Raw genomic sequence first — 12,761 nt, 5'->3', positions numbered from 1 at the left:
GTGGCCTCGCTGCTGCCGGCCTCGCGCGCCGCCTCCCGCGCCTGGTGCAGCCGCCGCAGCGTCTCGGTGGCGGCCGGCCGGAACTGGCGGCCCGCCTCGGTCAGCTCGACGCGATGCGTGGCCCGGTCGAACAGCGGCGTCCCGACCCAGTCCTCCAGCGACCGGATGCGGCGGCTGAAGGCCGGCTGGGTGACGTGGCGCGCCCGGGCGGCCCGGGAGAAGTTCCCGGTCTCGGCCAGGGCGACGAAGTCCTCGAGCCAGGTCAGCTCCATCGATGATGCCGGATGCACATGGTTTGACGCCGCATCGGCATTGGCCCGCGGCTGCCGCCCCTCGCTATTGTGATGGTTGCGGGATCGCCATCTGCAAATGGCCGGCAAGTGACGGCATGAAACAGACGGAGGGATTGTAAGTATGAGGATCGTCGATATTCGCGAGAAGACCGTGTCGATCGCGTCGTCGATCGCGAATGCTTACATCGACTTCTCGAAGATGACGTGCTCCGTGGTGGCCGTCGTGACCGACGTGGTGCGGGACGGGAAGCCGGTGGTCGGGTTCGGCTTCAACTCGAACGGCCGGTACGGCCAGGGGGCGCTGATCCGCGAGCGGCTGATGCCGCGGCTGCGGGAGGCGGATCCCAAGGCGCTGGTCGACGCGGCGGCCGACAACCTCGACCCCTTCGCCATCTGGGCGGCGATGATGGCCAATGAGAAGCCGGGCGGGCATGGCGAACGCTCGGTCGCGGTCGGCACCGTCGACATGGCGGTGTGGGACGCCGTCGCCAAGATCGCGCGGCAGCCGCTGTGGCGCCTGCTGGCCGACCGCTATCGCGGCGGACAGGCGGACGAGACCGTCTGGGTCTACGCGGCCGGCGGCTACTATTATCCCGGCAAGGACCTGACGCAGCTCAAGGACGAGATGCGCGGCTACCGCGACCGCGGCTACCGGACGGTCAAGATGAAGATCGGCGGCGCGCCCCTGGCCGAGGACCTGCGCCGCATCGAGGCGGTGCTCGATGTGGTGGGGGAGGGCGGGGGTCTGGCGGTCGACGCCAATGGCCGCTTCGACCTCGCCACCGCCGTCGCCTATGCCCGGGCGCTCGAGCCCTACGGGCTGCACTGGTACGAGGAGGCGGGGGACCCCCTCGATTATGCGCTGCAGAAGGAACTCTCTTCCGTCTATCCTGGCCGGATGGCGACCGGGGAGAACCTGTTCTCCCACCAGGACGCCCGCAACCTGCTGCGCTATGGCGGGATGAACCCGGAGAGGGACGTGCTGCAGTTCGACTGCGCCCTGTCCTACGGGCTGGTCGAATATCTGCGCACGCTGGACGTGCTGGCCGCCGAGGGCTGGTCCACCCGCCGGGTGGTGCCGCATGGCGGGCACCAGATGTCGCTGAACATCGCCGCCGGCCTGCATCTCGGCGGCAATGAATCCTACCCCGACGTGTTCCGGCCCTTCGGCGGCTTCGCCGACGGCATTGCGGTCGCGGACGGCTTCGTCGGGTTGCCGGACCTGCCCGGCATCGGCTTCGAGGCCAAGCCGGCCCTCTACGCGGTGATGAAGGGGCTGGTCGGCGCGTAGCGTGGTGCCGTCGATGTCGTGGCGGTCCGGCCTCATGGTCTCGGCGAGAAGCCGCCTTCCTCCGCGATCCGGGCGAGCAGGCGGTCCCGGGCCGCGGTGACGTGGTCGAAGACGGCCTCGCCCGCTGCGATCGGGTCGCGGGCCTCGAACGCGCGGATCATCGTCTCGTGCTCGGTGATCACCGCGTCATACATGTCCGGCCTATAGCCGCCCAGGCTGTCGGCCACCGTCCGCACCACCCGGGTGCGCCCCTCCAGGATCTGCTCGGCCTCGGGGTTCCGGGCGATCTCGTAGATCCGCTTGTGGAAGATGATGTTCTCCCGCGACGCCACCATCGGCTTGCCGGACCGGATCAGGACGCTCAGATCCTCATGCAGCCGGCGCAGCGTGGCGATATCGGCGTCGGTCGCCCGCTCGACCGCGCGGTGGGCCAGCATGGACTCGATGCCGACCCGGATGTCGTAGATGTTCCGGATATAGCCCTCGGTGATGGATTCGATCCGGAAGCCGCGATGGGCCAGCGAGATCAGGATCCCTTCGCCCTCCAGTTGGCGCAGCGCCTCGCGGATCGGCATGTGGCTGACGGCGTAGCGCGACGTCAGCGCCTCGATCGTCAGATGCGTCCCCGGGACGAACTGCCCCGACACCAAGTCCCCGATGATGGCGCGCTTGACCCTCAGATAGGTCGGCTCGTTCAGCGGGGCATCGGGGGCGGGGCTCACCCATGGGTCCACGGTCTTCTCCTGCGCCGTTCGTCTCTCGCGCAGAGTATCGGCGATGCGGCGTTGACGCGCAAATATATTTGCGCAAATGTATGATCCGATAAAATCGCGGTGCCTCGAGGCGCCGGCGCCGACGAAGTCTGGCCAAGAAAGTCTGGGAGGAACGTCATGGCTCATTCCGACGATCGCTCGCGTTTCGGCTCGCAAGGCGTCTGGTCGCGGCGCAGGATGCTGCAGGGGGCGGGGCTGGGTGCCCTCAGCCTGTCGCTCACGGGGCGGTCCGGCCTTGCCCTGGCCGCGTCGCCGCAGCCGGATGCCGGGCTGGTCGCCGCGGCCAAGGCCGAAGGCACGCTGACCTACTATCACACCACCGCGATCGACCCGACCGCAGTGTGGACCAAGGCCTTCACCGACACATACGGTATCACGACGCAGAATGTCCGCGGCCCGAGCTACCCGCTGTTCGAGCGCTGGCTGACCGAAGAGCGCGTCGGGCAGCACATCGCCGATCTGGTGCAGATCACCGACACGGTGCTGATCGAATCCGCCCATGACGAAGGGCTGGTGGCGGAGTATGCGCCGGCCTCGGCGGCGGGCATCCGGCCGGAGATGAAGAAGGACGGCGTCTGGTACACGATCTTCGTCAACGCCATGGGGATCGCCTGGAACTCCGGCAAGGTGACACCGGAGGAGGACAAGCTGATCCGAGAGGGCGGCTGGAACGTCCTGACCGACCTGCGCTGGGCGGGCCGTTTCGCCACCGGCACCCCGGCCTCCGGCGGCAGCAGCTACTCCTATGTCTACATGTTCCTGGGCGGGAAGCGCGACCAGTTCGGGCCGGATTTCGTGGCCAAGATGGCGGCGCTGAAGCCGCAGGTCTATGACAGCAAGTCGCCGATGTACGACCGCCTCGCCGCGGGCGAGCACGCGATCGTCGACCAGGCGTCGCAGAGCGACATGGGCGGCCTCTACCTCAAGGGGGCGCCGATCCGCTGGGTGTTCCCGAAGCCGACCCCGGCCAACCTGACGGTCCAGACGATCTCGGCGAAGGCCCCGCATCCGAACGCGGCGCGGCTGTTCCAGGACTGGGCGATGAGTCCTGAGGGCCAGGCCGCCTGGTTCAAGGTTGCCGGCGTCGCCTCGGCCCGGGAGGACACGGTCGATCCCCGCAAGGCGGCGAAGGCGGATTGGTACAAGGAGGAATGGTACGCGGATCCCGAGGAGCTCTACATCAACTACCTGAACGATCCGGGCTACGTCGATCCGGCGAAGCCGATCATCGCCGAATGGAACCAGATCTTCGGCCGCTGAGGCTCAGGATGACGATCTCCGCACCCGCGCTGAAGGTGGAGGAGCCGGTGGCCGGCGGCTATGCCGCGCTGCGCCGCCGCCGGCGCGGGCTGGCCCTGCCGCTGGCGCTCGGCCTGCTCCTCGCCGTGCTGGTGCTGGTCCCGATCGTGCTGATGTTCGTCGGCGCGGTCCGGACCGGCACCTTCGTCGACCCGCGGGCCCAGTTCTCGCTGCGCAGCCTCGCCGCGGTCTACACGACGCTGCCCTATCTCAAGATCCTGGCAGTTACCGTCGGGGCGTCGCTGCTGGTGTCGCTGGTGGCCTGTGCCGTCGGCATCGGGCTGGCTTGGCTGCTGGCCCGGACCGACCTGCCCGTGAAGGCGCTGATGGAGAATGCGGTGATCGCGCCGCTGTACCTGTCGCCCTTCGTCGGGGCACTGGCCTGGCTGGTCCTGGCCTCGCCGAATGCCGGCCTGCTGAACGTCCTGGCCCACGACCTGCTCGGAATCGATGGCCCGGTGGTCAACGTCATGACCGCAAGCGGGGTGATCCTGGTCATGGCGCTGTACAACGTGCCCTACGCCTACATGACCGTCTCCGCCGCGCTGAAGGGCATGGACCCGTCGATGGAGGAGGCGTCGTATCTCAACGGTGCCGGCACGCTGGCGACCGCCCTGAAGATCACCTTCCCGGTGGTCCGCCCGGCGATCGTCTCGGCCTTCTTCTTCGTCTTCGTGCTGACCTGCGGCACCTTCTCGATCCCGGCGGCGCTGGGCGGCACCCAGGCGCTGCCCTTCCTGGCGGTCGACATCTACCGGGCGGTCGCGACCTTCCCGCTGGACTACGCCCGGGCCGCGGCGATCGGCACGCTGCTGTTCTGGATCTCGCTGGTCGGCGTGTTCTTCTACCGCTTCGCCTCCCGCGTCGCGACGCGCTTCGTCACGGTGACCGCCCGCGGCTACCGCACCCGCCTGGTCAAGCTGCGCGGCTGGCAGGGGCCGGCGATCCTGGCGATCCTGGTCTATGTCGTCCTGGCGATCATCCTGCCGTATCTGGCGCTGCTCTACGTCGCCTTCACCCGCTTCACCTCCTCCTCGATCCTCGACGCCGTCTTCACCCTGGACAACATCCGGTCGGTGATCGGGTCGGTGGCGGTGCAGCAGTCGATCGGCAACACCCTGCTGGTCGGAGTGCTGTCGCCGACGCTGTGCGTGCTGCTCGGCATCGTCATCGCCTATGCGGTGCGGCGCCTGCGGGTGCGCGGTGGCGGCATCCTCGACTACGTCGCCATGTTCCCGATCGCCGTCCCCGGCATCGTCTTCGGCACCGGCATCTTCTGGACCTATCTGATGACGCCGGCCTATGGGACGATCTGGATCCTGGTGATCGCCTTCGTCGCCTCCTACATCCCCTTCGCCTACCGCATGGTCGACACCTCGATCCTCCAGATCGACCGGTCGCTGGAGGAGGCATCTTCGGTCTGCGGCGCCTCGCATTGGCGGACGGCGCGGCAGGTGACGTTCCGGCTGATCCGGCCCGGCGTGCTCTCCGCCTGGATCCTGGTCTTCATCTTCTCGATCCGCGAGATCAGCGCCGCGATCCTCCTGGCATCGCCGAGCAACAAGGTGCTGTCGGTGATGTCCTGGGACTATCTCGAATTCGGCAACGTCCAGAACGCCGCCATCATCGGCCTGCTGCAGACGGCCATCCTGGTCGCCGGGATCGTCGTGGGGCGATACGTCCTGCGCGTCCGGCTGTCCCAGGCCGTGTGACGGCGGCCGCAACCCCGGGGAAGCCTCATGGCCAAGCTCAGCGTCGAAGGCCTCGTCGTCGCCTATGGCAGCGTCACCGCCGTCCGCAATGTCAGCTTCGACGTCGAGGATGGTGAGTTCGTGTCGCTGCTGGGGCCCAGCGGCTGCGGCAAGACCACGACCCTGCGTTGCATCGCCGGGCTCGAAGGCTCCGCGGCCGGCACCATCCGGATCGGCGGCGAGGTCGTGGCGGCGGATGGCCGTGACGTGCCGCCGGAGAAGCGCGGCATCAACATGGTGTTCCAGTCCTACGCGGTCTGGCCGCACATGACGGTGTTCGAGAACGTCGCCTACGGCCTGCGGACACGGCGCGAGCCGGCGGCAACGATCGACGCCAAGGTGACCGAGGCGCTGAAGGTCGTCGGGCTCGACGGCTTCGCCGCGCGCTACGGCACCGAACTCAGCGGAGGGCAGCAGCAGCGCGTGGCGCTGGCGCGTGCCGTCGTCACCTCGCCCCGGCTGCTGCTGTTCGACGAGCCGCTCAGCAACCTCGATGCCGGCCTTCGCGATCGCATGCGCTTCGAGCTGGTCGAGCTGCAGCGGCGGCTCGGGCAGACCTCGCTCTATGTCACGCATGACCAGTCCGAGGCGATGCTGATGAGCGACCGGATCATCCTGATGAAGGACGGCGAGATGATCCAGTCCGGCAGCCCGCGGGACCTCTACGAGCGGCCGGCCAGCCGCTTCGCCGCCGAGTTCATCGGCAACGCCAACATCCTGGAGGGCGACATCGTCCGCATGGCCGGTGACGGCAGCGCCCTGGTATCGCTCCCCGGCGGCCCGGCGATCGAGGGGCGGTTTTCGCAATCCGGCAGCGTCCGGCCGTCCGGGCCGGTCCTGGCCTGCATCCGGGCCGAGAGCGTCCTGCGGCTGCGGGACGGGGAGGATGGGCCCAACGGCTTCGAAGCCGAGGTCGCGTCGGTCAGCTTCCTCGGGCCGGTCGTCACCTGCCTGCTGCGCGTCGGCGGGCTGGCCCTTCGCGCCGAGCTGCCGGCCCGCGGCTCGCCCGCGGCCGGAGACACCATCCGCGTCCGCATCGACCCGGACGCCGTGATCCTGATTCCGAACGGCCAGGCGCCGTCCGCCCAACACCCCTGAAGGACAGAGACATGCGTATCGAGAGTGTCGAGACCATCCTGGTGGACAGGTATCTGTTCGTCGAGATCCGGACCGACAACGGCCTCGTCGGGCTCGGCGAGGGCGGAGCCTGGGGCTTCCACGAGGCGACGGCCGGCGCCGTCCTTCGCTTCAAGGACTACCTGCTCGGGCAGGATCCGCTGCGGATCGAGCACCATTGGCAGTACATGTATCGCTGGGCGCATTTCCGCGGCTCGGCGGTCATGGCGGCGATCAGCGCCATCGACATCGCTCTTTGGGACATCGCCGGCAAGCATTTCGAGGCGCCAGTCCATGCCCTTCTCGGCGGCAAGGTGCGCGACAAGGCGCGCGCCTACTACCATGTCTTTGGCGAGACCAAGGAAGAACTGTTCGGCGGCGTGGAGGAGGCCAAGAAGATGGGCTTCACCGCCGTCGGCCACCTGACGCCGTTCCTCGACAGCCGGCGGGAGGTGCCGTATTTCCAGACCCATGCCGAGAAGATCGCTGACGCGATTGACACGGTGGCGGAATACCGGCGCATCGCCGGCCGGAAGATGGATCTGTGCATCGAGATCCACCGCCGGATGACGCCGTTCGAGGCCGTCCAGTTGGGCCGCGGCATCGAGCCGTTCCACCCGCTGTTCCTCGAGGACCCGATCACGCCGGACAATCTCGACGAGATGGCCTATGTCGCCGACAAGATCTCGATCCCGATCGCGACCGGCGAGCGCATGACGTCGCTGTGGGAGTTCCAGATGCTGCTGGCCCGCAACGCGGTGCAGATGGTCCGGCCGGATGTCTGCATCGTCGGCGGCATCTCGGGCGCCCGCAAGATCGCGGCGTTGGCCGAGGCGTCGCATGCCGGGGTCGTGCCGCACAACCCGCTCAGCGCCGTGTCGACCGCGGCGTGCCTGCAGATCGCGGCGACGGCGCCGAACTTCGTGCTGCAGGAGTTCCCGAACGACACCTGGGACGTCACCGACAAGCGGCCGGACTCCGACAGCCTGGTGGCCGGCGCCGCGCGGCATGACGGCGAAGGCTTCCTGACCATCAGCGACGAGCCGGGGATCGGCGTCTCGCTGCGCCCCGGCGCGGCCGAGAAATTCCCGTACCGCCCGCGCAAGATCCACACCCGGCTGCACAAGGACGGCTCCGTCGTCGACCAATAGGGTCGATCGGATGGCGGGACGGTTCGGGCCGGAGGAGAAAGCGAAAAGGTGCGAGAGCGCGCTGCCCTCGATGCAGATGTCCGGAGCGCGGCGCCCGAGGATGTCCCCTTAGGGCATCTCCCGTTCGAGCGCACCGGCGGGGAAGGGTCGCGTCCGGTCATGTCCGTTCTCGCGACCTGGCGTTGCGCCAGCTATTCACCCGTAGCGGCCGCCGGGGAGGGGCTGATGCTGTGCCACTTTGCCGGCGTGGAGCCGATTGCTGCCGGCTTCTCGATATGGGATCGAAGACAAGGTCGGCGCTGAGCCGATCAGTCCGCGCGGGTCAGCTTGTATCGGGGGCATCGTCGCTGTGGCCGGGCTGTCGGTCCGATGATCGTGCACCAGCGGGCATGAGCGTAGGCGGTTGCGAGTCCCGCAACCAAGTTTGTTATAACTCACTCCTCACCGACATCTGATCGAAAGTCCTGCCGGCGAAAGCTGTGGGGCTCTCACATTCCGATCGTCCGGTCGCTCAATAGGTCGCCCGGCCGCCGGATAGGTCGAAAACCGCGCCGGTGGCGAAGGAGTTCTCGGCGCTGGCGAGCCAGGCGATCATCGCCGCAGCCTCCGCCAGCTCCAGGAACCGCCCGCGCGGAATCCGGCTGAGCATGTATGTGATGTGCTCTGGCGCCTGTGCCATTGCGCCGGGCGTCCGGGCCACGGCCGGGGTCACGCAGTTGACGGCGATGTCGTGCCCGGCCAGCTCCTTGCCCAGCGACTTGGTCATGGCGATGACCGCGGCCTTGGCCGAGCTGTAGGCCGCCGCGTTCGGGTTACCCTCCTTGCCGGCGATCGAGGCGACGTTGACGATGCGGCCGTAGTTCTGGGCGATCATTACCGGAGCCACCGCCCGGCAGCAATGGAAGGTGCCGTTGACGTCGACATCCAGCACGCTGCGCCAGGCGTCGACCGGATACTCCGCCAGCGGCGCGTTCGGCCCGACGATGGCGGCGTTGTTGACCAGGATGTCGATGCGCCCCAGCGCCTCGACCGTCCCCGCCACCGCGGCCTCCACGCCGGCATTGTCGGCGATATCCACGCGCGTCGTGTGGATGTCGTCCCGGCCGGTGGCCGCGGCGAGCTCGCGCTTCGCCGGCTCCAGCCCGTCGGCGTTGACGTCCCAGATGACGAGCCGGGCGCCGGAGCGCAGGAGGCGTTCGGCGATCTCGCGGCCGATGCCCTGGGCGCCGCCGGTGACCACGGCGACGCGGCCGTCGAGATTGATCGAGTTGAGCTGCACGGAAGGACCTCTGTGACGGGATTGCGATGGGGGCGTCGGCTCAGGCGTTGGCGCCCACGGGCTGGCCGGCCGTTGGCCGCCAGCGCATGAAGCGCTCCTCGAACACCGACACGGCGGTGTCGAGCACGAGGGCGAAGACGGTCAGCAGCAGGATGCCGGCGATCACCGAATTGATGTCGAACACCCCCTCGGCCAGCAGGATCAGGTAGCCGATGCCCTTCTCGGAGCCGAGATACTCGCCGACCACGCTGCCGACGAAGGCGATGCCGACGGCGTTGTGCAGGCTGGAGAACACCCAGCTCATCGCCGACGGGATGTAGACATGGCGCAGCAGCTCGCGTGAGTTCGCGCCCAGCATCCGGGTGTTGGACAGCACCACCGGGCTGACCTCGCGTACGCCCTGATAGACGTTGAAGAACACCACGAAGAACACCAGCGTCACGCCCAGCGCCACCTTCGACCAGATGCCGAGCCCGAACCACAGGGCGAAGATCGGCGCGAAGATCAGCCGCGGCATCGAGTTGAAGGCCTTGATGAAGGGGTCGGTCACCGCGGCCAGGAACGGGTTGAGCGCGAGCCAGAGGCCGATGCCCAGCCCGAGGATGGTGCCGATGGCGAAGGCCAGCAGCGTCTCCAGCAGGGTGGTGTAGAGGTGCAGGAAGACCGAGCCGGTGGAGAACCAGATCCACAGACGCCGGGCCACCCCCAGCGGGTCGCCGAAGAAGAAGGTCGACAGCAGCCCGGTCGCGGTCAGCAGCCACCACAGGAACAGGCAGCCGAACAGCAGGGCCAGCCGGGTGGCCAGCACCAGCGCGTGGTTGCGGGGATCAAGAGCGGTTGCGCGCATAGCTTTTCAGCACCTCTCCCTTCAGCACGTCCCAGATGGAGGCGTGCAGCTGCAGGAACCGCTGCGTCATCCGGATCTCGGCGACCTGGCGCGGGCGCTCCAGGTCGATCTCGAACTCCGCGATCGGCCGCGTGCCGGGCCCGGCCGACAGCACCAGGACGCGGTCGGACAGCGAGATCGCCTCCTCCAAATCGTGGGTCACGAACACCACCGACTTGCGGTCGGCCGACCAGATCTGCAGCAGCTCGTCCTCCATCAGCTGCCGGGTCTGGATGTCGAGCGCGCTGAACGGCTCGTCCATCAGCAGGATGCGCGGGTTGAGCGCCAGCGCCTGGGCCAGGCCGGCGCGCTTGCGCATGCCGCCCGACATCTGGTGCGGGTACTTCCTGCCATGCCCGTCCAGCCCGACCCGCACCAGCCATTGGCGCGCGATCTCGCGCGCCTCGGCCTTCGGCTTGCCGTGGAACAGCAGACCGGCGGCGACATTGTCCTCCGCCGTCTTCCAGGGCATCAGCGCATCCACCTGGAACAGGTAGGACGCGTCCCGGTTCAGCCCCTGGGCCAAAGGCTGGCCGAACACGCTCAGCGTGCCGGAGGAGGGGCGCATCAGCCCCGCCGCCACATTGAGCAGGGTGGACTTGCCGCAGCCGGTCGGCCCGACGACGGAGAGGAACTCGCCCTCCCGCACCGTCAGGTCGACGTCGCGCACGGCGGTGTAGGCCTTGCCGCCGCCCTCGTTGCTGGCGAAGGTGCAGGTCACCCGGTCGAAGCGCAGCGCGTGCGTCATGTTCTGGGCCACGGGCTGCTGCTCGCCGAGCTTGCGGGCCGCGACGCTCATGGGGTCCGCCCCGCGGCCTTGCCGGCGAAGCTGTTGTCGTAGGTGGCGCCGAGGTCGATCGACGCCGACCCGATGCTGGGGTCGAAGGCAGTCAGCACGTCGCGCACGGTCTGCGCGCCCTCGGCCGACAGCGTGCCGGTCTGCGACAGGCAGCGGCGGCTGTTCTCGAACGCCTTGGCGTAGAGCGCCTTGTCGTCGCCGGCATATTCCGGCGGCACGTTGTCGGCCACCTGCTGCGGCGTCGCCTGGGCGATCCAGCGCTCGGCGCGGACGATGGCGTTGGTCACCGCCTGCACCGTCTTCGGGTTCTCGTCGATGAAGGCTTTGGTCGTGTACAGGCTCGATTCCGGATAGTCGGAGCCGAACACCGCCTTGTTGCCCGCCTCGGTGCGCATCTCGGCCAGCGGGATCAGGTCGCCGCTGTCCATCAGGATGGTGGCCGAGGGGTCGTTGACGATCAGCGCGTCGATCTGCCCGGCCCGGATCGCCGCCACGGCGCCGGCGGCCTGGCCGACGCCGATGATCGATACGTCCTCCGGCTGCAGCCCCGCCTTGTGCAGGATGTAGTTGAGCGCCATGTGGGTGCTCGATCCCGGCGCGCTGACGCCGACCCGCATGCCCTTCAGATCGGCGACCGAGTGCACCTTGCCCTCGTTCTTCTTGGCGATGCCGAAGATCCAGGCGGGACAGTTCACCTGGGCGGCGAAGGTGACCAGGGTCTGCCCTTTCGCCGCCATGGTCAGGGTGTTGGAATAGGCGCCGGCGACGACGTCCGTGCTGCCGCCCAGCAGCGCCTCCAGCGCCTTCGACCCGCCGGAGAAGGCGGCGATGGTGACGTCCAGCCCTTCGTCCTTGAAGTAGCCGAGCTGCTTGGCCAGGAGCAGGGGCAGGTAAGTCATGCCGACCGAGGCGGCGCCGATATGGACCTCGGATTTCTCCGGGTGGTCCTGGGCGACCGCCACCACCGGTCCCGACAGGACCAGGGCGGCGCACAGCGCAAGCGTGGTTCCGAGCTTCACCTGTTTTCCTCCATCTGTCGTGTTGTTGTTGGTTGATGCTTGGGCGCGTGGCGGCTAGGCCGCCAGCGCCCGGACGACGGCGTCGCCCATCTCCTCGGTGCCCACCCGCCGGGTGCCGGGCTGGTGGATGTCGCCGGTGCGATAGCCCTGGGCGAGGACCGATCGGACCGCCGCCTCCACACGCCGCGCCTGGTCCTCCAGGCCGAAGCTCTGGCGCAGCATCATCGCCAGCGACAGGATCGCGGCCAGCGGGTTGGCCAGGTCCTTGCCGGCGATATCCGGGGCCGAGCCGTGGACGGGCTCGTACAGGCCCTTGCGGTCCAGGCCGAGCGAGGCCGAGGGCAGCATGCCGATCGACCCGGTCAGCATCGCCGCCGCATCCGACAGGATGTCGCCGAACATGTTGCCGGTGACGATCACGTCGAACTGCTTGGGATTCCGCATCAGCGCCATCGCCGCCGCGTCGATGAACAGATGGGTCAGCTCCACATCGGGATAGTCCCGGCCGACGCGGGTGACCACCTCGCGCCACAGCTGCATCGCCTCCAGCACATTGGCCTTGTCGACCGAGCAGACCTTGCGCCGGCGCTGCCGGGCGGTGCGGAAGGCGACATGGGCGATGCGCTCGATCTCGGATTCCGAATAGCGCATGGTGTTGATGCCGACGCGCTCGCCCGAGGCGCGGGTCTCGATGCCGCGCGGCTTGCCGAAATAGACGTCGCCGTTCAGCTCGCGCAGGATCACCAGATCCAGCCCGTCGACGACCTCCGGCTTCAGGGTCGAGGCGCCGATCAGCTCGGGGAACATGAAGGCGGGGCGGAAATTGGCGTAGAGGGTCAGCGCCTCGCGCAGCTGCAGCAGCCCGGTGCCCGGCCGGCGCTCGCGCGGGATGCTGGCCTCGTCCGCCACGCCCGCAGCGCCGAACAGGATCGCGTCGGACCGCCGGGCCAGGGCCAGGGTCTCGTCCGGCAGCGGCACGCCGTGCGCATCGACGCCGGCCTGGCCGATCAGCCCGTCCTCCGTCTCGACCTGGGGCGCCACCACCCGCAGCACCTTCACCGCCTGGCGGACCACCTCGGGGCCGATGCCGTCGCCGGCCATGAT

The 12,761-nt window shown here is 68.6% G+C and carries 12 protein-coding genes; 5 read left to right on the top strand and 7 right to left on the bottom strand.

Annotation, left to right across the window (positions count from 1 at the left end):
* On the bottom strand, positions 1-272 hold a 272-nt coding region (locus P409_RS02145), incomplete at its 3' end, for a LysR family transcriptional regulator (RefSeq protein ID WP_034831315.1).
* Between the two features lie 142 nt (positions 273-414).
* On the opposite strand from P409_RS02145, the gene P409_RS02140 reads away from it, so the two are divergent.
* Positions 415-1,584, top strand: a complete 1,170-nt coding sequence (locus P409_RS02140; protein ID WP_034831313.1) for a mandelate racemase/muconate lactonizing enzyme family protein — start codon at positions 415-417, stop codon at positions 1,582-1,584.
* 32 nt (positions 1,585-1,616) lie between these two features.
* Here P409_RS02140 and P409_RS02135 read toward each other — a convergent pair whose 3' ends face one another.
* Positions 1,617-2,318: a GntR family transcriptional regulator gene (locus P409_RS02135; protein ID WP_161790325.1), complete on the bottom strand. Its 702-nt coding sequence runs from the start codon at positions 2,316-2,318 to the stop codon at positions 1,617-1,619.
* 156 nt (positions 2,319-2,474) lie between these two features.
* Here P409_RS02135 and P409_RS02130 point away from each other — a divergent pair, with 156 nt between their 5' ends.
* Genes P409_RS02130 through P409_RS02115 form a run of 4 tightly spaced genes read left to right on the top strand, consistent with a single transcriptional unit; the run spans position 2,475 to position 7,674 of the window.
* Positions 2,475-3,617, top strand: coding sequence for an ABC transporter substrate-binding protein (locus tag P409_RS02130; RefSeq protein WP_034831310.1), 1,143 nt, complete (start codon positions 2,475-2,477; stop codon positions 3,615-3,617).
* Positions 3,618-3,625: 8 nt separating this feature from the next.
* Positions 3,626-5,368, top strand: a complete 1,743-nt coding sequence (locus P409_RS02125) for an ABC transporter permease (protein ID WP_034831309.1) — start codon at positions 3,626-3,628, stop codon at positions 5,366-5,368.
* Positions 5,369-5,395: 27 nt separating this feature from the next.
* A complete protein-coding gene (locus P409_RS02120) occupies positions 5,396-6,505 on the top strand; it encodes an ABC transporter ATP-binding protein (RefSeq protein WP_034831307.1) in 1,110 nt (369 codons plus the stop codon).
* 11 nt (positions 6,506-6,516) lie between these two features.
* Positions 6,517-7,674, top strand: a complete 1,158-nt coding sequence (locus tag P409_RS02115) for a mandelate racemase/muconate lactonizing enzyme family protein (protein WP_034831306.1) — start codon at positions 6,517-6,519, stop codon at positions 7,672-7,674.
* A 511-nt stretch (positions 7,675-8,185) separates the two neighbouring features.
* On the opposite strand, the gene P409_RS02110 is transcribed toward P409_RS02115, so the two are convergent.
* Genes P409_RS02110 through leuB form a run of 5 tightly spaced genes read right to left on the bottom strand, consistent with a single transcriptional unit; the run spans position 8,186 to position 12,758 of the window.
* The gene (locus tag P409_RS02110; protein ID WP_034831304.1) at positions 8,186-8,953 is read right to left on the bottom strand and encodes an SDR family NAD(P)-dependent oxidoreductase; all 768 of its coding nucleotides are present in this window, start codon (positions 8,951-8,953) and stop codon (positions 8,186-8,188) included.
* A gap of 40 nt (positions 8,954-8,993) precedes the next feature.
* Positions 8,994-9,800 carry an ABC transporter permease gene (locus P409_RS02105; protein ID WP_034831302.1) on the bottom strand — a complete coding sequence of 269 codons (807 nt, stop codon included), beginning with the start codon at positions 9,798-9,800 and terminating at the stop codon, positions 8,994-8,996.
* Positions 9,781-10,638, bottom strand: coding sequence for an ABC transporter ATP-binding protein (locus tag P409_RS02100; RefSeq protein WP_238578577.1), 858 nt, complete (start codon positions 10,636-10,638; stop codon positions 9,781-9,783). Before P409_RS02100 ends, P409_RS02105 begins: the two co-directional genes overlap by 20 nt.
* Positions 10,635-11,657, bottom strand: a complete 1,023-nt coding sequence (locus P409_RS02095; RefSeq protein WP_034831300.1) for an ABC transporter substrate-binding protein — start codon at positions 11,655-11,657, stop codon at positions 10,635-10,637. Before P409_RS02095 ends, P409_RS02100 begins: the two co-directional genes overlap by 4 nt.
* A 54-nt stretch (positions 11,658-11,711) precedes the next feature.
* Positions 11,712-12,758 carry a 3-isopropylmalate dehydrogenase gene (gene leuB / locus P409_RS02090; protein WP_202964523.1) on the bottom strand — a complete coding sequence of 349 codons (1,047 nt, stop codon included), beginning with the start codon at positions 12,756-12,758 and terminating at the stop codon, positions 11,712-11,714.
* Positions 12,759-12,761: the final 3 nt, after the last annotated feature.

Source organism: Inquilinus limosus MP06 (assembly GCF_000767795.1).
Taxonomy (GTDB): Bacteria; Pseudomonadota; Alphaproteobacteria; order DSM-16000; family Inquilinaceae; genus Inquilinus; species Inquilinus limosus_E.
The sequence above is the reverse complement of the archived record's forward strand: the minus strand, read 5'-3'. Positions and strand labels throughout refer to the sequence as shown.